Origin of the sequence: Micromonospora sp. NBC_01655 (genome assembly GCF_026339755.1) — a bacterium.
In the GTDB taxonomy this organism is placed as follows: domain Bacteria; phylum Actinomycetota; class Actinomycetes; order Mycobacteriales; family Micromonosporaceae; genus Micromonospora.
Map to the genome: position 1 here is coordinate 2,535,747 of NZ_JAPEQF010000001.1, position 21,145 is coordinate 2,556,891.

Below are 21,145 nucleotides of genomic sequence, written 5' to 3' on the forward strand. Positions count from 1 at the left end.
CCGAATCGAGGAGAAGAACGTTGAGCCTCACCCTGTTGCCCGCCGTGGACGTCGCCGACGGCCAGGCCGTCCGGCTCGTGCAGGGCGCCGCCGGTAGCGAGACCACCTACGGCGACCCGTTGGAGGCGGCGCTGGCCTGGCAGCGCGACGGCGCGGAGTGGGTCCACCTGGTGGACCTGGACGCCGCGTTCGGCCGGGGCTCCAACGCCGCCCTGCTGGCCGAGGTGGTCCGCCGGCTCGACGTCAAGGTGGAGCTGTCGGGCGGCATCCGGGACGACGAGTCGCTGCGGGCCGCCCTGGGCACCGGCGCGGCCCGGGTCAACATCGGCACGGCCGCGCTGGAGGACCCGCAGTGGTGCGACCGGGTCTGCGGCGAGTACGGCGACCGGGTCGCCATCGGGCTGGACGTGCGGGGCCGTACCCTGTCGGCGCGCGGCTGGACCCGCGACGGCGGGGACCTGTACGAGGTGCTGGAGCGGCTGGACAAGGCCGGCGCCGCCCGGTACGTGGTGACCGACATCACCAAGGACGGCACCATGCGCGGACCGAACCTGGACCTGCTGCGCGAGGTGTGTTCCCGCACCGCCGCCCCGGTGATCGCCTCCGGCGGCGTCTCGACGCTGGACGACCTGCGGGCCCTGGCCACCCTGGAGCCGGTGGGCGTGGAGGGCGTGATCGCCGGCAAGGCGCTGTACGCGGGCGCGTTCACCGTGCGGCAGGCCCTCGACGTGCTGGCCGCCGCGTGACCGTCACCCGGCTCGGCTCGGGCGGCCCCTGGGAGCAGCTCTACGGCTACTCCCGGGTGGTCCGGGCCGGCGACCGGGCCGTCACGGCCGGCTGCACCGCCACGGTCGACGGGCGGGTCGTGCACTGCGGCGACGCCGCCGCGCAGACCGCCCAGGCGCTGCGAATCGGCCTGGCCGCGCTGGCCGAGGTGGGCGCGGAGCCCGGGGACGTGGTGCGCACCCGGATGTACGTGACCGACCGCGCGTACGCCGACGAGGTGGGCCGGGCCCACAACGCCGTGTTCGGCGCGGTCCGTCCGGTGGCGACCCTGGTCGTGGTGGCCGCCCTGCTGGACCCGGACCACCTGGTCGAGGTGGAGCTGGAGGCGTACCTCGGCGCGGCCCCGACCAGCGACCGAGAGGACGACACCCGTGACGGTCAACCGTGAGATCCACCTGGCCTCCCGTCCGCAGGGCTGGCCGACCGCCGACAACTTCCGCCTCGTGGAGACCGAGGTGCCCACTCCGGGCCCCGGCCAGCTGGTGGTGCGCAACCAGTTCATGTCCGTCGACCCGTACATGCGGGGGCGGATGGACGACGTCAGGTCGTACGTGCCGCCGTTCGCCCTCGACGCCCCGCTCGACGGTGGGGCGCTCGGCGAGGTGGTGGCCGGCGAGGCCGACGGGATCGCCCCGGGCGACACGGTCCTGCACGGCCTCGGCTGGCGGGAGTACGCCCTGGTCGACGCCCGGGGCGCCCGCAGGATCGACCCCGACCTGGCCCCGGTGAGCGCGTACCTGGGCGTGCTCGGCATGACCGGGCTGACCGCGTACGCGGGGCTGCTCGACGTGGCCGCGATGAGGCCGGGCGAGACCGTCTTCGTCTCCGGTGCGGCCGGCGCGGTGGGCAGCATGGTCGGCCAGATCGCCAAGCTCAGGGGCGCCGGCCGGGTGGTCGGCAGCGCCGGTTCGGCGGCCAAGGTCGAGCGGCTGGCGGGGCTGGGCTTCGACGCGGCGTTCGACTACCACGACGGCCCGGTGCGCGACTCGCTCAGGGCCGCCGCGCCGGACGGGATCGACGTCTACTTCGACAACGTCGGCGGTGACCACCTGGAGGCGGCCATCGGCGCGATGCGGCTGCACGGCCGGGCCGCGATCTGCGGGATGATCGCCCAGTACAACGACACCGAGCCGCCGGCCGCCCCGCGCAACCTGGCGCTGGTCATCGGCAAGCGGCTCACCCTGCGCGGCTTCCTGGTCGGCGACCACGGCCACCTGCGCGGCCAGTTCGTCCAGGAGGTCGCCGGCTGGCTGCGCGAGGGGATGCTCTCGTACGACGAGACGGTCGTCGACGGCATCGCCCGCGCCCCGGAGGCGTTCCTCGGCCTGCTGCGCGGCGAGAACCTCGGCAAGATGCTCGTCCGACTGTAGACCGCCGTCCCCACCGCCTAGCCTCGCGCACCGGAGGCGGTGCGCGGGCGGTCACGGGGGGTTCGGGTGGGAGGGGATAGGCTTTCCGGCATGACGGTGGCGGTACGGGTCATCCCGTGTCTGGACGTGGATGCCGGGCGGGTGGTCAAGGGGGTCAACTTCCTCGACCTGCGTGACGCCGGCGACCCGGTGGCGCTGGCGGCGGCGTACGACCGGGCGGGCGCGGACGAGCTGACCTTCCTGGACGTGACCGCCTCCTCCAGCGAGCGGGGCACCATGCTCGACGTGGTGCGGCGCACCGCCGAGTCGGTCTTCATCCCGCTCACCGTGGGCGGCGGCGTCCGGCAGGTCGCCGACGTCGACACCCTGCTGCGCGCCGGCGCCGACAAGGTCGGGGTGAACACCGCCGCGATCGCCCGCCCGGAGCTGATCGCGGAGATCGCCGACCGGTTCGGCCGGCAGGTGCTGGTGCTCTCCCTCGACGTGCGGCGGGCGCCGGCCGGCGCCACCCCGAGCGGCTTCGAGGTGACCACTCACGGCGGTCGCCGGGGCACCGGGATCGACGCCGTCCAGTGGGCGCGCCGCAGCGCCGAGCTGGGCGCGGGGGAGATCCTGCTCAACTCGATGGACGCCGACGGCACGAAGGCCGGCTTCGACCTGGAGCTGATCGGCGAGGTCCGCCGGGTCGTCGACGTGCCCGTGGTGGCCAGCGGCGGAGCGGGCGAGGTCGGCCACTTCCCGCCGGCGATCGCCGCCGGGGCGGACGCGGTGCTCGCGGCCAGCGTCTTCCACTTCGGCGAGCTGAGCGTCGGCGAGGTCAAGGACGTGCTGCGCGGCTCGGGTCACCCCGTCCGCTGACCCCCCCGGGCCTGCGCCGGGCCCGGTCCCGGGGTCAGCCCCGACCGGAGTGGCCCTCCGGTGAGCGGCGCGGGGCCGGGATCGAGCGGACCGCGTACTCCTGCACGGCGGCGGCGTGCTCCTCCTCCTCCAGCGTCCAGTCGGCGCTGCCGGGAATGTGCCGCCGGCTCAGCACGCCCTGCACGGTGTCCACGGCGGTGGCCAGGCCGGCGCTCGGCCGGGTGCGCCACAGCCGCTCCCCGTCGGCGGTGAGCCGGAACCAGCCGTCCGAGACGCTGACCAGGCCGGCGCCGAGGAGCCGCCGGACCGCCGTCTCCACCTCGTGCCGTTCGGGGATGGCGTGGTTCAGGTGGTCGGCTGTGGAGAGCACGTCAGTGAGCCGGACGCCCTCCGGCCGCCGGGTGGACGCCGCCCGGCGGTGCCGTCCCGCGCCGTTCGCGATCACCAGTGAGACGAAGATCCAGGCGTCGGCCCAGCGCCATCCGTTCTCCCCCATGCAGGAATGATGCCGTGCGGCGCCGAACAAGGAAACACCCACTTTTCCCGGCGTGGCATCACCGCAGCTCAGCGCGGCTGAGTGCAGTCCACCGCCGGTGCTTCGACCGCATTATGGCCGCCCGCCTCCGGGCCGGCCGCGATCCGATCGCCCGCCTCCGGGGCGGCCGGATCCGGCGCGGCGGGCTTCCCGGGTGGCAGGTCCACCGTGAAGAGGGGCAGGAAGAACTGGGCCAGCGGCCCGATGGTGAGCGCGTAGGCGACCGTGCCGACGCCGACGGTGCCGCCGAGCAGCCAGCCCAGGGCCAGCACGGTGACCTCGATGACGGTGCGCACCAGCCGGACGGACCGTCCGGGCCGGCGGGCCACGTACCCGGTCATCAGGCCGTCGCGGGGGCCCGGGCCGAGCCGCGCGCCGAGGTAGAGGGCGGTGGCGGCGCCGTTGCTGACGATGCCGGCGACCAGCAGGGCCGCCCGCGCCGCGAGCGGGCCGCCGTCGGGCAGCACGGCCAGGGTGGCGTCCACCACCAGCCCGATCACCACCACGTTGCTCACCGTGCCCAGACCGGGACGCTGCCGCAGCGGGATCCACAGCAGCAGCACCAGCGCGCCGACCGCGATGGTGACGGTGCCGAACGACAGCCCGGTGCGCCGGGCGATCCCCTGGTGGAACACGTCCCACGGGTCGAGGCCGAGCCCGGAGCGGATCATCAACGCCATGCTGACGCCGTAGAGGACCAGGCCCGCGTAGAGCTGGGTCAGTCGTCGGACCGGCCGCTGCCGGAGATTGCCAATCGGTGCCATGCATGCCACCCTAGGGTCCAATTGGCGCCACATGAGGAGCCAATATCGGGAGGGTGGCCATGACGAGTCAGGTGCGGGGTGCCCAATTGGCCCGGCTGCTCGGGCAGTGGCACGCCCTGCCGGGTCGCCGCCGCAGCCCGGACTACGCGGCGCTCGCCGCCGCCGTCCGGGGGCTGCTCGCCGACGGCCGCCTGCCCCTGGGGGTGCGCCTGCCCGCCGAGCGGGAACTGGCCGAGGCGCTGCGGATCAGCCGGACCACGGTCACCGCCGCGTACCGGCTGCTGCGGGAGACCGGCCACCTGGCCAGCCGGCGGGGCGCGGGGAGCTGGACCATGCTCCCGGGCACCCACCGGGTCGCCAGCACCGGGCTGTGGACCCCGCAGGACGACCGGGACATGATCGACCTCGGGGTGGCCGCGCTGGCCGCCCCGGCGGAACTGGTGCCCGCCGCCCGCGCCGCCGCCGAGGACCTGCCCCGTTACCTGGGCGGGGCCGGCTACCACCCGACCGGGATCATCGAGCTGCGCGAGGCCGTCGCCGCCGGGTACACCGACCGGGGCCTGCCCACCTCGGCCGACCAGATCATGGTCACCAGCGGCACCCAGCACGCGCTGGACCTGGTGCTCCGGCTGACCCTGGCCCCCGGCGGCAGCGTGCTGGTCGAGTCGCCGACCTACCCGAACGCGCTCGCCGCGCTGGCCGCCCGGCGGGCCCGGATCACCACCCACGGGCTGGCCATTGACGGCGCCGGGTGGGACGCCGAACTGCTGCTGGGCAGCCTGCGCCAGGGGCGGCCGAAGCTGGCGTACCTGATCCCGGAGTTCCAGAACCCGACCGGGCACCTGATGCCCGCCGAGCTGCGCGAGCGGGTGGTCGGCGCGGCCCACGCCGCCGGCACCGACCTGGTCATCGACGAGTCGTTCGTGGACCTGCCGCTGGACGGCACCCCGCTGCCGCCGCCGGTCGCCACCTTCGACCGGCACTCCCGGGTGATCTCCATCGGCGGGATGAGCAAGCCGTACTGGGGCGGCCTGCGCATCGGCTGGGTCCGCGCCTCCGCCCCCCAGGTGCAGCGGCTGGCCGCCGTCCGGGTCGGGATGGACATGGCCAGCCCGGTGCTGGACCAGCTGGTCGCGGTCCACCTGCTGGCCGACGCGCCGGCCATCGTGGCCACCCGCCGGGCGCAGCTCGCCGCCCAGCGCGACGCGCTGACCGGCGCGCTCGCCCAGCGGCTGCCCGACTGGCGGGTCACCGTTCCGCGCGGCGGGGTGACGCTCTGGGCCGAGCTGGACGGGCCGATCTCCAGCGCGCTCGCCCGGGCCGCCGAGGAGGTCGGCGTACGGCTGGCTCCCGGCCCCCGGTTCGGCCTGGACGGGACGCTGGAGCGGTTCCTGCGGCTGCCGTTCACCCTGCCCGCCGCGGACCTTGTCGAGGCCGTGGGACGGCTCGCCGCGGTCCGGTACGACCTGGACCGCGCCGGCCGGTCGCAGTGGCGGGAGCCGGCGGTCATCGCCTGAGCCCCGCCCCGCCCTGCCGTGGCTCCTCGGCGGACAGGACGACAGCCCCGGCCCGCGGGCGTTCGGTGGCCGGCCGGGTCGCCCCGGCCGCCGCCGGGTCCTGCCCGCGCGGGACGAGCCGCTGCCCCGGAGCCGACGTGGGGCGATCAGGGGCGGGACCGGGCCGGGGCCGACAGCGAGCCCGGCGCCGCCGGATCCGCCGGCTGGCGATGGAGGAACAGCGGGCGGCCGAGATCGAGGAGAGCCGGTGGCGGGGCGAGCACCGGTGAGACGCCGGCGGCCGTGTCCCGGGACGGGGGGACACGGCCGCCGGCGGGACCGCGGTCAGAGCTCGGCGAGCGTGCCGGCGTACATCTTCTCGATCTCGGCGGCGAAGTTGCTCTCCACACCCCGGCGCTTGATCTTCAGCGACGGGGTCATCTCGCCGTGCTCGATGGTCAGGTCCCGGGGGAGGACCGTGACCTTCTTGATCGTCTCCCAGCGGTTGAGCTTGGCGTTGAGCTGCGCGACGTACTCCTCGACCATGAGCCGGGCCTCGTCGGAGGCGACGATCTCGGCGTACCCGCGGCCCTCCAGCGGGCCGCCGGCCGCCCAGCCGGCGATCGCGTCCGGGTCGAGGCTGACCAGCATGGTGCAGTAGTTGCGGGCCTGGCCGATCACGATCGCCTGCGAGGTGTACGGGCAGAGCGCCTTGAACATGCCCTCGATGTGCGACGGCGCGATGTACTTCCCGCCGGAGGTCTTGACCAGGTCCTTCTTCCGGTCGGTGATGCGCAGGTAGCCGTCGTCGTCGAGGCTGCCGATGTCGCCGGTGCGGAAGAACCCGTCGTCGGTGAACGCGGCGGCCGTGTCCCCGGGCAGGTTGTGGTAGCCCCGCATCACCGGACGGCCCCGGACCAGGATCTCCCCGTCGGTGTCGATCCGGCACTCCAGGTCGCCCATCGCCCGGCCCACGGTGCCGATGCGCAGCCCGTCCGGGGGGTTGACGAAGTTGCCGGCGCTGGTCTCGGTGAGGCCGTACCCCTCCGAGATGGGCAGGTTGGCGGCGGCGAAGAAGCCGGCGATCTCCTTGCTCAGCGGCGCGGCGCCGGAGACCAGCACCCGGATCCGTCCGCCGAGGCGGGCCTGGAGCTTGCTGAACACCAGCTTCTCGGCCAGCGCGTACTTCAGCCTCAGCCCGCCCGGGACCGGCCGGCCGGCCTGTTCGAGGGCCACCTTCTGCTGGCCGACCCCGACCCCCCAGGCGAAGATCTTCGCCTTGACGCCGCCGGCGTCCCGGGCGGTGGTGACCGCCTTGTTGTAGACCTTCTCGAAGACCCGGGGCGCCCCGCACATCAGCGTCGGCCGGATGATCCCGAGCAGCTCGACCAGCTTCTCCACCCGGCCGTCGACGTAGGTCGGCAGGCCGACGTGAGTGGCCCCGCAGAGCAGGGTCTTGCCGAACGAGTGGGACAGCGGGAGCCACAGGTACTGCAGGTCGTCGTCGCGCAGCAGCCCGACCTCGGCCTGCGCGACCCCCTCCCAGCACCAGCCGCCGTGTAGCAGCTCGACGCCCTTGGGGCGGCCGGTGGTGCCCGAGGTGTAGATCAGGGTGGCCAGGTGGTCCGGCCCGATCCCGGCCACCAGCCGCTCGATCAGCCCCGGCTCGGCGGCGAGCGCGCGGGCACCCTGCTCCTCCAGCTCGGCCAGGGTGAGCTGGGGCACGGCCGCGGCCGGATCGGCCGCGCCGTCGAAGAGCACCACGTGGGTCAGCGCCGGCAGCTCCGCGCCGGCGACCTTCGCGGCCTGGGCCGGGTTCTCGGCGAACAGCACCCGGGAGCCGGAGTCGGCGACGATGTACGTCGCGTCCTCGGGCTCGGTGGTCGGGTACACGGTGGTGGTGGCGCCGCCGGCGCACATGATGCCGAAGTCGGCGATCACCCAGTCGAGCCGGGTGCTCGACAGGATCGCCACCGGGTCCTCCTGGCCGACACCGAGCCCGTGCAGCCCGGCCGCGACGGCCCTGGCCCGGTGTCCGACCTGCTCCCAGGTCAGCCAGACCGGCCCGGAGTCGTCGGGGGCGGGGTGGGCGAAGGCATGGCGGTCGGGGGACGCCGCGACGCGCTTGAGGAACATGTCGGGGATGGAACGGTACGGTACATCGAGATCCATCGCTGTAGCCGCCTTCAGGGGTGGAGGCGTGACGGGGGTCACGTCATTCTGCGGTTACCGAAGGGTATTGCCTGTACCCGCGCGTCGGCTAGCCCCGGCGGCCCCGCCGGCGCGGGGCTCAGGCGTACCGGGCGGCCCGGGTGGACCAGTCGTAGGTGGCCCGCACCCAGTTGCTCCGGGCGGCCAGGAACGGACCCACCGTCGGGTCGTCGGCGAGCAGCGCCGCCTCCCGCTCGGCGTACATCGCGAGGGTGCGGTTGAACCGGTCGGCGGCGGCCCGCAGCGCCGCCGGCTCGTCCTGGCCGGTCTCGGCCGCGATGGCGCTGACCAGGTTGTGCGCGTCCGGACCCGACTGGTTCTCCTTGTCGTACGAGAAGAGGTCGTTGCACCAGCAGACCAGGTCCGCGGCGAGGGTCTCGACGTCGACCAGCGCCGGCTCGACCCGGCGCGCCGCCGCGGGCGGGGCGTCGTACGCCAGGTCGGTCAGGGTGAACGCGGGGTGTACGGCGCCGGTGTGCCGGCGGAGCTGGACGTACTCCGCCACCCCGGGGATGCGCCGGTGTTCCCGGTTCGCCGCCTCCCAGAGCAGGGCCAGCAGGTAGTCGCGCACCTGGCCGACGAAGCGCAGCAACAGGGCCGGGGAGCCCTGGGCGCGGGTCCGCCGGCACAGGTCGTCCAGGGCGTCGCCGAGCGGCCCGCGGCCCGGTTTCCCCGGCACGCCGTGCCGGTTCAGCACGTCGAGCAGGTCGGCGACGGCCGGGGCCAGCCGGGTCGGGGCGGCGCCGAGGCCGTCCTCGTCGCACGCGTCGTCGACCACGAACAGCCAGGTGACCAGGTCGGTGAGCAGGCGCAGCCGTTCGTCGGCGGCGTCCGGGCAGGTGCGCCCGGCCAGCTCGGCGGCGGCTGCCCCCCGTAGCCGGATCAGCCGGTCTCCGTTGGTGATCAGGCCGAGTTCCTGCGCCCAGGCGAGGCTCGCCTCGGCGGCCAGGTCGGTCTCGGCGTGCCGGCGTGGGGGGAACGGCGGTTCGTCCAGGGCCGAGACCGCGAAGCTCCGCATGTCGCCCCCTCCGGATGTGGCCGCCCCGGGGCGGGGCGACGGCCGGACGAGGGTACGTCAGGGCCGATCGACATTCATAATTCGGCCACGACCGGTTCACGCCTGTGTGTGACCGGGGGATCGCGATCCGTCAGATGCCCAGGTTGGCGGACCTCAGTCGCGCGGACAGCTCCGCCGGCCCGTCCACCTGAACCCGGGCCACCCGCTGCCGGCCGGTCAGGAACAGCACCAGTTCGCCCGGCGCGCCGACCAGCCGGGCCCGCGGCCCGCCTCGCCCCGCCGACAGCTCGCCGTGCCCGGGCGCCTGCACCAGCAGGTCGGCCGGGAAGCGGCGCAGCGCCAGCCGGCCCAGCACCGCGGCCCGGCGCCACAGCACGGCGTGCAGCCCGGCCGGCAGGTTCCTCGGCTGCCACCCGGGCCGGGCCCGCCGGACGTCCTCGTGGTGGATGTAGAACTCCATGGTGTTGACCAGTTCGTCGGTGAGCGGGTTGCTCACCGGGCTCCACACCGGCGGGCGGCGGACCTGGCCGACCAGCTCGGGGAACGGCCGGGCCGCGATCCGGGCCCGCACCCCCTCGGCGTACCCGCGCAGGGGCGGCAGCACGATCCCGCCGGCGGCGTCCGGCCGGCGCTCCCGGGCGATCAGGTGGGCGGCGAGGTCCCGGACCGACCAGCCCTCGTTGATCGTCGGCGCGTCCGGACCCAGGCTCAGCATGAGGTCGGCGAGCGCGTCGCGCTCCGACCGGGCGTACCGCGTCATCGCCCGATCGTAGGCCGGTCCGGTGTGGTCGGCGCGGCGGCGCCGTCAGGGGGCGCGACGTGACCACCGACATACCCGTTCCGGGACGGCGGGGGTGGACCGGACCGGTAAGGATGAGGGGGGAGAATTGCGGCTTACGGCGGGGGAGAGCGTGACCAGCAGGACAAGTCGGGACGTGCTCGGCCGGGGGTTGTCCGTGCTCGGCCGGGCGATCCGGGAACAGCCCCGGATCTTCGCGGTCGCGGTGGCCGGCAGCGTGCTGTTCGGCGGGCTGGTCATCGCCAGCGCGTACGTCGTCGGCGCGGTGGTCGGCGACGTGGTGGTGCCGGCGGTCGAGCGCGGGTCGGTGGGCGTGGCGGCCGTCGCCCTCGCCGCCGGGGCCCTGTTCGGCATCAGCGTGCTGCGGGTGGTCGGCATCTTCGGCCGCCGGATCGGCGCCGGCTACATGCAGTTCCGGCTCCAGGCCGCGTACCGTCGCCGGGTCACCCGCCGCTACCTGGACCTGCCGCTGTCCTGGCACCAGCGCAACGCCACCGGCACCCTGCTGTCCAACGCCAACTCCGACGTCGAGGCGGCCTGGTATCCGATCGCCCCGCTGCCGTTCGCGGTCGGCACGCTGGTGATGCTGGTCGGCGCGGTGGTCTCGCTGTTCGTCACCGACTGGGCGCTGGCCCTGGTCGGGCTGGCCGTGTTCCCGGCGCTGTTCGCCCTCAACGTGGTCTACTCCCGCCGGATGGCCCCCCGCCAGGCCCGCGCCCAGCGGCTGCGCGCGGAGGTCAGCGGGATCGCCCACGAGAGCTTCGACGGCGCCCTGGTGGTCAAGACGATGGGCCGCGAGGCCCAGGAGACCGCCCGGTTCTCCGCCCGGGCCGGCGAGCTGCGCGACGCGCTGGTCGCCGTCGGCCGGCTGCGCGGCGTGTTCGACCCGATGCTGGAGACCCTGCCCAGTCTCGGCACCCTCGCCGTGCTGGTGGTCGGCGCGTTCCGGCTCCGGCAGGGCGCCATCACGGTCACCGAGCTGGTCAGCGTGGCCTTCCTGTTCACCGTCCTGGCGTTCCCGGTGCGGGCCATCGGCTGGGTCCTGGCGGAGCTGCCGCGCAGCGTCGCCGGCTGGGACCGGGTGCGCCGGGTGCTCGACGCCACCGGCGAGATGCCGTACGGGGACGTCGCGCTCGACCCGGCCGACCCCACCCCGGCCACCCTGGACTTCGCCGATGTCGGCTTCGCGTACGAGCCGGCCGAGGCACACCTGCCCGGCGCCGAGGTGCTCGGCGAGGTCTCCTTCACCGTCCCGGCCGGCGCAACGGTGGCCCTGGTCGGGCCGACCGGGGCCGGGAAGTCGACCGTCGCCGCGCTGGCGGTGCGGCTGGTCGACCCGGACGCCGGCACGGTCCGCCTCGACGGGGTGGACGTCCGCCAGCTCACCGCCGGATCGCTGGCCGGCGCCGTCGCGCTGGTGGCGCAGGTGCCGTTCGTCTTCGACGACACGGTCCGGGCCAACATCACCCTGGACCGGCCCGGCATCACCGACGAGCAGGCCTGGGCGGCGCTGCGGCTGGCCGAGGCGGACGGCTTCGTCGCCGCGCTGCCCGACGGGCTGGACACGATGGTCGGCGAGCGGGGCACCTCGCTCTCCGGCGGACAGCGGCAGCGGCTCACCCTGGCCCGGGCGCTGGCCGGGCGGCCCCGGCTGCTGGTCCTCGACGACGCCACCAGCGCGGTGGACCCCAGGGTGGAGGCGGCGATCCTGGCCGGGCTGCGCGCCCCGACGGCCGGGGGGCCGGCCGCCTCGATCCTGGTGGTGGCGTACCGGCGGGCCACCATCGCGCTGGCCGACGAGGTGATCTACCTGGAGCACGGCCGGGTGCTGGCCCGGGGCACCCACACCGAGCTGCTCGCCTCCGTTGCCGGCTACGCCGACCTGGTCACCGCCTACGAGCAGGCCGAGACCGACCCCCAACAGCAGCGCACGCCCGACGAGGTCACGCCGTTGGCCACGGGCCTGGAGATCGAGGTGGACCGGTGAGCGCGAGGAGTGAGCTTGCGAGCCCCGCAGTCGCGAACGGGGGCGGCACGGTGAGCGCGAGGAGTGAGCTTGCGAGCCCCGCAGTCGGGAACGGGGGGGACCGGTGAGCGTGGCGGAGGCCGAGCGGCCGGCGGAGGAACCGGCCGAGAGCACCTGGCGGACCCTGCGGCGGGGGCTGGCCCTCTCCCCGGAGCTGCGCACCGGCCTGGCCGGCACGGTCGCCCTGGCGTTGGTCTACATGGTCGGCCGGGTGGCCGTGCCGGTGGCCGTGCAGCAGGGCATCGACAAGGGCATCGTCGGCGGGCTCGACCTGGACGTGGTGTGGACGGTGGTGGCCGCCACCGTCGCCGTGCTGGTGGTGACCACCACCTGCGGGTACCTGATGATGCGGCGGCTGTTCACGGTCAGCGAGACCGCCCTGGCCAACGTGCGTACCCGGGCGTTCCGGCACGTGCACGACCTGTCGATGCTGCACCAGCAGTCCGAGCGGCGCGGCTCCCTGGTCTCCCGGGTGACCAGCGACGTCGACCAGATCACCCAGTTCCTCCAGTGGGGCGGAGTGATCCTGATCGTCAACCTCGGTCAGCTCGTGGTGACCACGGCGGTGATGCTGGCGTACTCGTGGCAGCTCACCCTGGTGGTGCTCGCCGCGTTCGCGCCGGCGGTGCTGGTGATCCGGCTGTTGCAGCGCCGCCTCGCCGGGGCGTACGGGGTGGTCCGGCAGCGGACGGGGGCCCTGCTCGGCACGATCGCCGAGAGCGTGGTCGGGGCGCCGGTGATCCGGGCGTACGGGATCGCGGGACGGACCGCCCGCCGGCTGGACACGGCGATCGAGGGGCAGCGGCAGGCCCAGCAGCGGGCGATCCGGATCAGCATCCTGGGCAGCTCGGTGGGGGAGTTGGCGGCCGGGCTGGCGCTGGCCGGTGTCGTCGTCCTCGGGGTCGCCCTCGGGGTGGACGGCACCCTGTCGGTCGGCCAGCTCACGGCGTTCCTGTTCCTGGTGACGCTGTTCATCCAGCCGGTGCAGATCGCCACCGAGGTGCTCAACGAGGCGCAGAACGCGATCGCCGGCTGGCGGCGGGTGCTCGACGTGCTGGACGCCGTCCCGGACGTGGCCGACCCGGGCGAGCAGGGGCGGGAGCTGCCGTCGGGTCCGCTGGACATCCGCTTCGCCGGGGTGAACTTCGCCTATCCGGGCGGGCCGCCGGTGCTGCACGACGTCAGCCTGGAGATCCCGGCGAAGAGCCGGGTGGCCGTGGTGGGGGAGACGGGCAGCGGCAAGACGACCTTCGCCAAGCTGCTCACCCGGCTGATGGACCCGAGCGGCGGCGAGGTGTTGCTGTCCGGGGTGCCGCTGCCGCGGGTCCGGTTCGCCTCGTTGCGCGCGCGGGTGGTGATGGTCCCGCAGGACGGCTTCCTCTTCGACGCCACCGTCGGGGAGAACGTCCGGTTCGCCCGGCCGGAGCTGACCGACGCCGAGTTGACGACCGCCTTCACCGAGCTGGGGCTGGCGGACTGGCTGGACGGGCTGCCGGCCGGGCTGGACACCCCGGTCGGCGAGCGCGGCGAGGCGTTGAGCGTGGGGGAGCGGCAGCTCGTCGCGCTGGCGCGGGCGTACGTCGCCGACCCGGACCTGCTGGTGCTGGACGAGGCGACCAGCGCGGTCGACCCGGCCACCGAGGTCCGCCTCCAGCGCACCCTGGACGCGGTGACCCGGGGCCGGACGACCCTCGCGATCGCGCACCGGCTCTCCACCGCCCAGGCCGCGGACGAGGTGATCGTGGTGGACCGGGGCCGGATCGTGCAGCGTGGCCCGCACGACGAGCTGGTCCGCGAGCCGGACTCGGTCTACGGGCTGCTCTACGCCTCGTGGCTGGAGCAGACCGGCTGAGCAGACCGGCTGAGCAGACCGGGTGGGCGGGCCGGGTGGGCCGGCCGGAATCGGCTGGTCGGTGGACGTGGGGGGCGCGGGTGGTCTACCGTGCTGCTTAGGTAAGCCTAACCTTCGGAGGTGGGTCATGCGCCCCAGCCCCGCCCTGCGGCCCAGTCCCGCCGAGATCGTCCGGACCCTGGTCGCCGGCCGGCTGCCCGGCCTGGCCTACCTCGCCCAGCGGCCCGGCCCGTTCCACGTCCGGCACGTCACCGATGCCGAGGGCCGGGTGCTGCTGCTCGTACCGGTGCACAGCGACCTCGCGGCGGCCCTGCCGCCCGGCGGCGACGTCGCCCTGGCGCTCGACGTGCTGGACCTGCCGCCGGCGGCCGGCGCCCCGTCGTTGGGTCGGGCCTGGGTCTCCGGCTGGGCGGTCGCGCTGCACGGCGACGAGGGCCGCCGCGCCGCGCTGGACTTCGCCGAGGCGGACCCGACGGGCGACCTGCTCGACGTGGGCACCCGGTTCCGGTTGCACCGCTTCGAGGTGGCCGAGGCCCGCCTGGAGCGCCCCGACGGGCTGCTCCGGATCGATCCGCTGGCGTACGCGGAGGCCGAGCCGGACCCGCTGCACCCGGTGGAGGCGGACCTGCTGGCCGAGCTCACCGTGCACCACGGCCGGGCGATGACGGCCTACGTCCGGCGGCAGCTCGGCCTGGCCGACGCGGCCCGGGTCGACCCGCCCCGGGTGGTGCGGGTCGACCGGTACGGCCTGGTGGTCTCCTTCGGTTCCGCCGGCGCCCGGCGGCGGGCCCGGCTGGCCTTCCCGCGCCCGGTGGCCGACCACGGCGAGCTGGCCCGGTTGCTGCACCCGGTGTTCTGCCGGCAACCCGAGTCGACCCGGCTGACCGGCCCGGCCTGACCCGACCCCGCACGCGCCCCCCGCAAGCGTGGCACCTGCGGGCGCGTCCGCCGGGCCCGTCGGCGTCCCCGCGCAGGGGATGGGCAGGGAGCCCGGTTCCGCGCGGCCCTACGAGAGGTGGCCGCGCAGGTACCGCTGGACCGTGGGAGCGATCGCGGCGACCAGGGTCTCCGCCGGTGCGGAGGCGACCGGCTCCAGCCGGATCACGTGCCGCATCATCGCCAGCCCGATCATCTGGGTGGCCACCAGCGACCCGCGCAGCGGCCGTTCGGCCGGGTCGACGTCGAGGTGGTCCAGGACGCGGCGCAGCACCTGGGTGACCAGGAACTCGCGCAACAGCCGGGCGGTCCACTCGTTGCTCACCCCGGACCGCAGCAGGGCCACGGCGGCGGCGCCCGCCGGGGAGTCCCAGATCCCCAGGAACGTGCGGACCAGCCGTTCGCCGATGCCGTCGGCGTCCCCGCCGAGCATCCCGGGGAGCAGCTCGCCGGGGTCGAGCGGGGCGTTCATCGCGGCCAGGAAGAGCCGGTCCTTGCTGCCGAAGTAGTGGTGCACCAGCGCCGGGTCCACCCCCGCCGCCCCGGCGATCGACCGGATCGAGGTCGCGTCGAAGCCCCGCTCCGCGAACCCGGCCCGGGCCGCGTCGAGGATCGCCTCCCGGGTGTCCGGGTTCCCGGGTCGCCGGCCGGTCCGTCGCACCATCGCCGCCCCTCGCTCGTCCGCCGTCTTGCCGTCCGCGCCCGGCGGCTCAGCCGCTGCGCCGGCGCAGGGTGGCCGCGGCGAGCACCAGCGCCAGCACCACCGCGCCGGCCACCACCCCGAGGTCCCGCCACATGGTGCCGGTGGGGTCGGCGTGCGCGCCGACCTCTTGCAACGCCTCGACCGCGTACGACAGCGGGAGGGCGTAGCTGACCGCCTGGAGCCAGCCGGCCATCTCGTCGCGGGCGACGAAGAGCCCGCAGAGCAGTAGCTGGGGGATCACCACGACCGGCATGAACTGTACGGCCTGGAACTCGGTGCGGGCGAACGCGCTGCAGAATAGCCCGAGGGCCACCCCGAGCACCGCGTTGACCACCGCGATTCCGATCACCAGGGCGCTGCTGCCGGCGGTGCTGAGCCCGAAGACCCAGTACGCCACGGCCGCGGCGATCGCGGCCTGCCCGGCGGCGGCGACGCCGAACGCGATCCCGTAGCCGAACAGCAGGTCGAGCCGGCCGAGCGGGGTGGTGAGCAGCCGCTCCAGGGTGCCGGAGGTGCGCTCGCGCAGCATCGCGATGCTGGTCACCAGGAACATGATCACGAATGGGAAGACGCCGAGCAGCACCAGCGCCACCCGGTCGAACATGCTCGGCCGGCCGGGCGGGGTGGGCTGGTCGGCGTACATGAAGTTGACGAGGGTGAGCAGCAGCGCCGGCACCACCACGAGCAGGGCCACGGTGCGCCGGTCGTGCCGGAGCTGGCGCAGGATGCGCCCCGTGGTGGCGGCCAGGATGCGCGGGCTCACGACCGGCCCCCGGCCGCGTCGCCCGGCCGCGTGGCGCCCCGGGGCGGGTCGGCCGAGCCTCCCGTGCCGCCGACGGTGCCGCCGGCCCGGATCAGGCGCAGGAACGCCTCGTCGAGGTCGTCGACCCCGGCGGCGGCGCGGACCGCGTCGGGGGTGTCGTCGGCGATCAGCCGGCCCTCGCGGATCAGCAGCAGCCGGTCGCAGCGGGCCGCCTCGTCCATCACGTGGCTGGACACCAGCAGGGTCGTCCCGGTCGCGGCGAGGGCGTGGAACCGGGCCCACAGGTCGGCGCGCAGCACCGGGTCCTGCCCGACGGTCGGCTCGTCGAGGACGATCAGCTCCGGCTCGCCGACCAGCGCGCAGGCCAGCGACGCCCGGCTGCGCTGGCCGCCGGAGAGGGTGCCGACGAGCTGTCCGGCCGCCTCCGCCAACCCGACGTCGGCCACCGCCCGGTCCGCCTCGGCCCGGCCCCGGCCCTGTAGGACGGCGAAGTACCGGGCGTTCTCCCGGACGGTGAGGTCGGCGTACACGCTGGGCGCCTGGGTCAGGTAGCCGACCCGGCTGCGCAGCGACGCCGCGCCGGCCGGGCGGCCGAGCACGGTCACCGAGCCGGAGCGGACGGTCTGCACGCCGACGACGGCCCGCATCAGGGTGGTCTTGCCACTGCCGCTGGGCCCGAGCAGCCCGGTCACCGAGCCCCGCGGCACGGCGCAGCTCACGCCGTGCAGCACCCGCCGCCGGCCACGCTCCACGACCAGGTCGTGGACCGCGATCGCGTGGTCCATCGCCACCTCCGGATCTCATCGCCCTATGAAATCAACGCTAGATGAATTCTTCCCCGGTCACAACGGGGTTGACTTCGAGCGCGCTCGCTACGCGGAACTGGCCCGGCAGGGCGACCGGACGCGGGCCGCCCGCCGGGCGTTGTTCGAGGCGCACCGGGCCCGGGTACTGAGGCAGATCGGCGAACTGGAGGAGGACCTCGAGGTGCTCAACTACAAGATCGACATGTACCAGCGGACGGAGGGCTGCGGATGAGACGTCGACGGGTGGGGGCGCACGGGCCGGAGGTCTCGGCGATCGGTCTCGGCTGCATGGGGATGAGCTTCGCGTACGGCGGCGCCGACGACGCCGAGTCGACCCGGACCCTGCACCGGGCCCTGGACCTCGGGGTGAACCACCTCGACACCGCCGACATGTACGGCCAGGGCGCCAACGAGCGGCTGCTCGCCCCGGTGCTCCGGCAGCGCCGCGACGAGGTCTTCCTGGCCACCAAGTTCGGCAACCGCACCAGCGGCGGCTCCGTCGGCGGCACCGGGACCCCCGGGGCGTACGTCGACAGCAGCGCCGCCTGGGCCCGCCAGGCCTGCGACGCGTCGCTGAGCCGGCTCGGGGTGGCCGCCATCGACCTGTACTACCTGCACCGGCGCAACCCGGACACCCCGATCGAGGAGACCGTCGGGGCGCTGGCCGACCTGGTGGCGGCCGGCAAGGTCCGGCTGATCGGGCTGTCCGAGGTGAACCCGGCGACCCTGCGGGCGGCGCACGCCGTGCACCCGGTGGCCGCCGTGCAGATGGAGTACTCGCTGTTCACCCGGGACGTCGAGGGCGAGATGCTGGCCACCTGCCGGGAACTGGGGGTGGCGCTGGTGGCGTACTCGCCGGTGGGCCGGGGCCTGCTCACCGGGGCGATCACCCGCCGCGACCAGCTCGCCGACGGTGACTGGCGGGCCGGGGCGCCCCGGTTCGCCGAGGGCAACCTCGACGCCAACCTGAGGCTGGTCGACGAGGTCCGGGCGGTCGCCGCCGAGGCCGGCTGCACCCCGGCCCAGGCCGCGCTGGCCTGGCTGCTGGCCCAGGGCGAGGACATCCTGCCCATTCCCGGCACCAAGCGGGTCCGCTACCTGGAGGAGAACGCCGCCGCGGCCGACCTGCGGCTCGGCGCCGAGCAACTGGCCCGGCTGAGTGAGGCGGTGCCGCCGGGCGCCGCCGCCGGCGAAAGGTACCCCGAGGCAGGAATGAGAACCGTCGGGCACTAGCCTTCGGACCGGGCACTAGCCTTCGGACCCGGACAGCCGGTCCGGCATCGGGCATTGCGCCCTGATCGGGCGTACGGCACGATGGCGCGGTGGGTCACGCTGCGTCACCTGAAGGCGGGTTCCTCGACGACTGGGCCGCCCGGCTGCGGCAGTCGGCCGAGCGACCCGTCGTCGGCATCCTGCTGCGCGGCAGCCACGCCCGGCGGGCCGCCACGGCACACAGCGACGTCGACCTCGACGTGCTCGTCACCGACGGCGCGCCGCCCCGGACGGCCGCCCCGCCGATCAACGCCCCGTACGCGGCCCGCCGGGCCTACCTGGCCGAATCCGGCGGTCGGCTGACCCACGTCTCGGTGGCGGTCCGGGACGTCCGCTCCTGGCTGGCCCGGCTGGCCCAGCCGGCCGACTGGGCGTTCGGGCTGCCGGTCACCGCGCCCGCCCGGCTGGTGTGGGCCGACGAGCACTGGCGCGACCGGATCGACCTGACGGTGCTCTGCCAGCCCGCCGACGAGCCGCGGTTGGAGGAGCTGATCGCCACTCTCGGTAAGGTCGCCGGGGCCCGGGCCCGGGAGGACCACCTCGGCGTCCGGCTCGCCGCCGCCGACCTGGCCCGGCTCTGCCCGTCCGTGCTCCGGCTGGCCAACCCGTCGGTGCGGGTGGTGTCCCGGCGGGCCGCGTTCACCGCCGCCCTCGACCTGCCGGTCGCCCCGCCCGGGTACCGCGACGACATGCTGCTCTGCCTCGGCGTGCGCCCCGGCTCCACCGGAGCCCTCTGGGCCGCCGCCGGGCGGCTGGTCACCGGCACCGTCCCGCTGGTCCGCCCGTACGCCGACGAGATCGCCGCGGTGGCCGGCGCGGACCTGGCCGACGCCCTCTTCGACGGGCGGCTGGACCGCTACCTCGTCCAGCTCACCGGCGTCGCGACGGCCGCACCACGGCCGCGGCGGGAGCCGTCGCCGGTGCCCGCCCCGGGTGCGGGACAATGGGTCACTGTGCCCGTACCTGACGCGCCGACGACCGGCGCCAACGCCCCTGCGAACCCGTCGGCGGCCGGTGGGCCGGCCCGCCCGTCCCGGCTCGACCCGGCCGTCGCCGCCCGGCTGCGCCGCAACCCCGACGGCCTGGTCGCCGCCGTGGTCCGCCAGCACGACACGGGCGAGGTGCTGATGGTCGCCTGGATGGACGACGAGGCGCTGCACCGCACCCTCACCACCGGCCGGGCCACCTACTGGTCGCGCAGCCGCCAGGAGTACTGGGTCAAGGGCGCCACCTCCGGCCACCACCAGCACGTCCGCTCCGTCGCCCTCGACTGTGACGGCGACGCGCTGCTGGTCAGCGTCGAGCAGGTGGGTCCGGCCTGCCACACCGGCGAGCGGACCTGCTTCTTCACCGAGCTGCCGGTCACCTCCGCACCTGGAGACCCCTCATGACCGACGGCTCCGTCAGCCCGGACCAGGCATCCTTCACCGACCTGGCGGCCCGCTGGCGGGTCGTCCCGGTCGTCCGCCGGCTGCTCGCCGACGCGGAGACCCCGGTCGGGGTGTACCGGAAGCTGGCCGGCGGGCCGGGCACGTTCCTGCTGGAGTCCGCCGAGCAGGGCGCCGGCCCCGCCGGTTCGGCCTGGTCGCGGTACTCGTTCATCGGGGTGCGCAGCGGCGCGACGCTCACCGAGCGGGACGGGGCCGCCCACTGGACCGGCCAGCCGCCCACCGGACTGCCCACCGGGGGCGACCCGGTCCGGGTGCTGCGCGAGACGGTCGACGCCCTCGCCGGCCCGGCCTGGGACCCGGCCAGCGGCATGCCGCCGCTCACCGGCGGCATGGTCGGCTACCTGGGATACGACCTGATCCGCCGCATCGAGCGGCTGCCCGAGCTGACCGAGGACGATCTCGGCGTGCCCGAGCTGGGCATGATGCTGGCCACCGACCTGGTGGTCCTCGACCACTACGACGGCTCGGCGATCCTGATCGCCAACGCGGTGCTCCCGCCGCCGGACGAGCCGGACCGCGACGCGCTGGTCGCCGCCGCGTACCACCACGCGGTGGGGCGGCTGGACGCGATGACCACCGCGCTGTCCCGGCCCATCCCGCCGATGATCTCCACGGTCGACCGGCCGGCGGTCGGCGACGTGACCAGCCGCACCGAGGAGGGTGGTTACCCGAAGGCCGTCGAGGCGGCCAAGGAGGCGATCCGGGCCGGCGAGTGCTTCCAGATCGTGCTCGCCCAGCGCTTCGAGCGGCCGACCCATGCCGACCCGCTGGACATCTACCGGGTGCTGCGCACCACCAACCCCAGCCCCTACATGTACCTGCTGCGCTTCGACGGCTTCGACATCGTCGGCTCGTCGCCCGAGGCGCACCTGAAGGTGAGCACCGGCCCGGACGGGCAGCGCCGGGCACTGCTGCACCCGATCGCCGGCACCCGTCCGCGCGGCGGCACCCCGGAGGCGGACGCCCGGCTCGCCGCCGAGCTGCTCGCCGACCCGAAGGAGCGCTCCGAGCACGTGATGCTGGTCGACCTGGGCCGCAACGACCTGGGCCGGGTCTGCCGGCCGGGCACCGTCGAGGTGCCCGAGTTCGCCACCATCGAGCGGTACAGCCACGTCATGCACATCGTCTCGACCGTGGTCGGCACCCTGCGGGAGGACCGGTCGGCCTTCGACGCGCTCGCGGCGACCTTCCCGGCCGGCACCCTGTCCGGGGCGCCGAAGGTCCGGGCCATGGAGATCATCGAGGAGCTGGAGCCGGTCCGGCGCGGCCCGTACGGCGGCACCGTCGGGTACTTCGGCTTCGGCGGCGACCTGGACATGGCGATCGCCATCCGCACCGCGCTGATCCGCGACGGCCGGGCGTACGTGCAGGCCGGCGCCGGAGTGGTGGCCGACTCCGACCCGGCCGCCGAGGACCAGGAGACCCGGAACAAGGCCGCCGCCGTGCTGGCCGCCATCGCCGCTGCCGAGACCCTCCGGCCGGCCCGGTGACCGGCCCGG

21 protein-coding genes and 1 pseudogene are annotated in these 21,145 nt (G+C 75.1%); 14 read left to right on the forward strand and 8 right to left on the reverse strand.

Annotated elements, in window-relative coordinates; genetic code table 11:
• The first annotated feature begins 20 nt into the window (after positions 1-20).
• From priA to hisF, 4 genes are all read left to right on the forward strand, one after another.
• Positions 21-746, forward strand: a complete 726-nt coding sequence (gene priA / locus OOK41_RS12055) for a bifunctional 1-(5-phosphoribosyl)-5-((5-phosphoribosylamino)methylideneamino)imidazole-4-carboxamide isomerase/phosphoribosylanthranilate isomerase PriA (protein ID WP_266264639.1) — start codon at positions 21-23, stop codon at positions 744-746.
• The gene (locus tag OOK41_RS12060) at positions 743-1,174 is read left to right on the forward strand and encodes a RidA family protein (RefSeq protein ID WP_117668854.1); all 432 of its coding nucleotides are present in this window, start codon (positions 743-745) and stop codon (positions 1,172-1,174) included. The genes priA and OOK41_RS12060 overlap by 4 nt, the downstream gene beginning before the upstream one ends.
• Positions 1,158-2,156, forward strand: a complete 999-nt coding sequence (locus OOK41_RS12065) for an NADP-dependent oxidoreductase (protein WP_266264640.1) — start codon at positions 1,158-1,160, stop codon at positions 2,154-2,156. The genes OOK41_RS12060 and OOK41_RS12065 overlap by 17 nt, the downstream gene beginning before the upstream one ends.
• A 90-nt stretch (positions 2,157-2,246) precedes the next feature.
• Positions 2,247-3,014, forward strand: coding sequence for an imidazole glycerol phosphate synthase subunit HisF (gene hisF / locus OOK41_RS12070; RefSeq protein ID WP_266264642.1), 768 nt, complete (start codon positions 2,247-2,249; stop codon positions 3,012-3,014).
• Positions 3,015-3,048: 34 nt separating this feature from the next.
• Here the strand turns inward: hisF and OOK41_RS12075 are convergent, their stop codons facing one another.
• Together OOK41_RS12075 and OOK41_RS12080 are read right to left on the reverse strand one after the other, a co-directional pair.
• Entirely contained in the window at positions 3,049-3,510 is a 462-nt protein-coding gene (locus OOK41_RS12075; RefSeq protein ID WP_266264644.1) for a hypothetical protein, read from the reverse strand.
• A 68-nt stretch (positions 3,511-3,578) separates the two neighbouring features.
• Positions 3,579-4,313, reverse strand: a complete 735-nt coding sequence (locus OOK41_RS12080; RefSeq protein WP_266264646.1) for a YitT family protein — start codon at positions 4,311-4,313, stop codon at positions 3,579-3,581.
• A gap of 59 nt (positions 4,314-4,372) precedes the next feature.
• Here OOK41_RS12080 and OOK41_RS12085 point away from each other — a divergent pair, with 59 nt between their 5' ends.
• Both OOK41_RS12085 and OOK41_RS12090 read left to right on the forward strand, forming a co-directional pair.
• Positions 4,373-5,830 (forward strand): PLP-dependent aminotransferase family protein, encoded by a 1,458-nt coding sequence (locus tag OOK41_RS12085; RefSeq protein ID WP_117668850.1) that lies wholly within the window; start codon positions 4,373-4,375, stop codon positions 5,828-5,830.
• Between the two features lie 137 nt (positions 5,831-5,967).
• Entirely contained in the window at positions 5,968-6,099 is a 132-nt protein-coding gene (locus OOK41_RS12090; RefSeq protein ID WP_266264647.1) for a hypothetical protein, read from the forward strand.
• 55 nt (positions 6,100-6,154) lie between these two features.
• On the opposite strand, the gene OOK41_RS12095 is transcribed toward OOK41_RS12090, so the two are convergent.
• The 3 genes from OOK41_RS12095 to OOK41_RS12105 all read right to left on the reverse strand — a co-directional run bounded on the left by OOK41_RS12095 (position 6,155) and on the right by OOK41_RS12105 (position 9,798).
• Positions 6,155-7,981 (reverse strand): long-chain fatty acid--CoA ligase, encoded by a 1,827-nt coding sequence (locus tag OOK41_RS12095; protein ID WP_266264648.1) that lies wholly within the window; start codon positions 7,979-7,981, stop codon positions 6,155-6,157.
• Positions 7,982-8,099: 118 nt separating this feature from the next.
• Positions 8,100-9,038 (reverse strand): terpene synthase, encoded by a 939-nt coding sequence (locus tag OOK41_RS12100; RefSeq protein ID WP_266264649.1) that lies wholly within the window; start codon positions 9,036-9,038, stop codon positions 8,100-8,102.
• Between the two features lie 130 nt (positions 9,039-9,168).
• A complete protein-coding gene (locus tag OOK41_RS12105) occupies positions 9,169-9,798 on the reverse strand; it encodes a TIGR03085 family metal-binding protein (RefSeq protein ID WP_117668847.1) in 630 nt (209 codons plus the stop codon).
• A 151-nt stretch (positions 9,799-9,949) separates the two neighbouring features.
• On the opposite strand from OOK41_RS12105, the gene OOK41_RS12110 reads away from it, so the two are divergent.
• The 3 genes from OOK41_RS12110 (at position 9,950) to OOK41_RS12120 (ending at position 14,613) form a co-directional block, all read left to right on the forward strand.
• Positions 9,950-11,824, forward strand: a complete 1,875-nt coding sequence (locus OOK41_RS12110; RefSeq protein ID WP_207892757.1) for an ABC transporter ATP-binding protein — start codon at positions 9,950-9,952, stop codon at positions 11,822-11,824.
• A 109-nt stretch (positions 11,825-11,933) separates the two neighbouring features.
• A complete protein-coding gene (locus OOK41_RS12115; protein WP_117668982.1) occupies positions 11,934-13,715 on the forward strand; it encodes an ABC transporter ATP-binding protein in 1,782 nt (593 codons plus the stop codon).
• Between the two features lie 145 nt (positions 13,716-13,860).
• A complete protein-coding gene (locus tag OOK41_RS12120; protein ID WP_117668981.1) occupies positions 13,861-14,613 on the forward strand; it encodes a DUF2470 domain-containing protein in 753 nt (250 codons plus the stop codon).
• A 108-nt stretch (positions 14,614-14,721) separates the two neighbouring features.
• Here the strand turns inward: OOK41_RS12120 and OOK41_RS12125 are convergent, their stop codons facing one another.
• From OOK41_RS12125 to OOK41_RS12135, 3 genes are read right to left on the reverse strand one after another with little or no spacing between them, the layout of a single operon-like run.
• Positions 14,722-15,315: a TetR family transcriptional regulator gene (locus tag OOK41_RS12125; RefSeq protein WP_266264651.1), complete on the reverse strand. Its 594-nt coding sequence runs from the start codon at positions 15,313-15,315 to the stop codon at positions 14,722-14,724.
• A 46-nt stretch (positions 15,316-15,361) separates the two neighbouring features.
• Positions 15,362-16,117, reverse strand: a complete 756-nt coding sequence (locus OOK41_RS12130) for an ABC transporter permease (protein ID WP_117668845.1) — start codon at positions 16,115-16,117, stop codon at positions 15,362-15,364.
• A complete protein-coding gene (locus OOK41_RS12135) occupies positions 16,114-16,902 on the reverse strand; it encodes an ABC transporter ATP-binding protein (protein ID WP_165878130.1) in 789 nt (262 codons plus the stop codon). Before OOK41_RS12135 ends, OOK41_RS12130 begins: the two co-directional genes overlap by 4 nt.
• A gap of 25 nt (positions 16,903-16,927) precedes the next feature.
• Between OOK41_RS12135 and OOK41_RS12140 the strand changes: the two genes are divergently transcribed.
• From OOK41_RS12140 to OOK41_RS12160, 5 genes and pseudogenes are all read left to right on the forward strand, one after another.
• Positions 16,928-17,155 (forward strand): hypothetical protein, encoded by a 228-nt coding sequence (locus OOK41_RS12140; RefSeq protein ID WP_266264653.1) that lies wholly within the window; start codon positions 16,928-16,930, stop codon positions 17,153-17,155.
• Complete coding sequence (locus OOK41_RS12145; protein WP_266264654.1) at positions 17,152-18,156, forward strand: aldo/keto reductase; 1,005 nt, start codon at positions 17,152-17,154, stop codon at positions 18,154-18,156. Before OOK41_RS12140 ends, OOK41_RS12145 begins: the two co-directional genes overlap by 4 nt.
• 488 nt (positions 18,157-18,644) lie before the next feature.
• Positions 18,645-18,968 (forward strand): annotated as a pseudogene (locus tag OOK41_RS12150) (phosphoribosyl-AMP cyclohydrolase); the annotation flags it as partial.
• Between the two features lie 180 nt (positions 18,969-19,148).
• Positions 19,149-19,586, forward strand: a complete 438-nt coding sequence (gene hisI, locus OOK41_RS12155) for a phosphoribosyl-AMP cyclohydrolase (protein WP_117668980.1) — start codon at positions 19,149-19,151, stop codon at positions 19,584-19,586.
• Positions 19,583-21,136: an anthranilate synthase component I gene (locus OOK41_RS12160; RefSeq protein ID WP_117668843.1), complete on the forward strand. Its 1,554-nt coding sequence runs from the start codon at positions 19,583-19,585 to the stop codon at positions 21,134-21,136. The genes hisI and OOK41_RS12160 overlap by 4 nt, the downstream gene beginning before the upstream one ends.
• Positions 21,137-21,145: the final 9 nt, after the last annotated feature.

What these genes read in the sequence shown, in the direction of transcription:
- OOK41_RS12105 (WP_117668847.1), bottom strand. Translation starts at nt 9,798, where the DNA reads ATGACGCGGTACGCCCGGTCGGAGCGCGACGCGCTCGCCGACCTCATG.
- OOK41_RS12160 (WP_117668843.1), top strand. Translation starts at nt 19,583, where the DNA reads ATGACCGACGGCTCCGTCAGCCCGGACCAGGCATCCTTCACCGACCTG.
- OOK41_RS12080 (WP_266264646.1), bottom strand. Translation starts at nt 4,313, where the DNA reads ATGGCACCGATTGGCAATCTCCGGCAGCGGCCGGTCCGACGACTGACC.
- OOK41_RS12145 (WP_266264654.1), top strand. Translation starts at nt 17,152, where the DNA reads ATGAGACGTCGACGGGTGGGGGCGCACGGGCCGGAGGTCTCGGCGATC.
- OOK41_RS12140 (WP_266264653.1), top strand. Translation starts at nt 16,928, where the DNA reads ATGAAATCAACGCTAGATGAATTCTTCCCCGGTCACAACGGGGTTGAC.
- OOK41_RS12075 (WP_266264644.1), bottom strand. Translation starts at nt 3,510, where the DNA reads ATGGGGGAGAACGGATGGCGCTGGGCCGACGCCTGGATCTTCGTCTCA.
- OOK41_RS12095 (WP_266264648.1), bottom strand. Translation starts at nt 7,981, where the DNA reads ATGGATCTCGATGTACCGTACCGTTCCATCCCCGACATGTTCCTCAAG.
- OOK41_RS12100 (WP_266264649.1), bottom strand. Translation starts at nt 9,038, where the DNA reads ATGCGGAGCTTCGCGGTCTCGGCCCTGGACGAACCGCCGTTCCCCCCA.
- OOK41_RS12125 (WP_266264651.1), bottom strand. Translation starts at nt 15,315, where the DNA reads ATGGTGCGACGGACCGGCCGGCGACCCGGGAACCCGGACACCCGGGAG.
- OOK41_RS12135 (WP_165878130.1), bottom strand. Translation starts at nt 16,902, where the DNA reads ATGGACCACGCGATCGCGGTCCACGACCTGGTCGTGGAGCGTGGCCGG.
- OOK41_RS12085 (WP_117668850.1), top strand. Translation starts at nt 4,373, where the DNA reads ATGACGAGTCAGGTGCGGGGTGCCCAATTGGCCCGGCTGCTCGGGCAG.
- hisF (WP_266264642.1), top strand. Translation starts at nt 2,247, where the DNA reads ATGACGGTGGCGGTACGGGTCATCCCGTGTCTGGACGTGGATGCCGGG.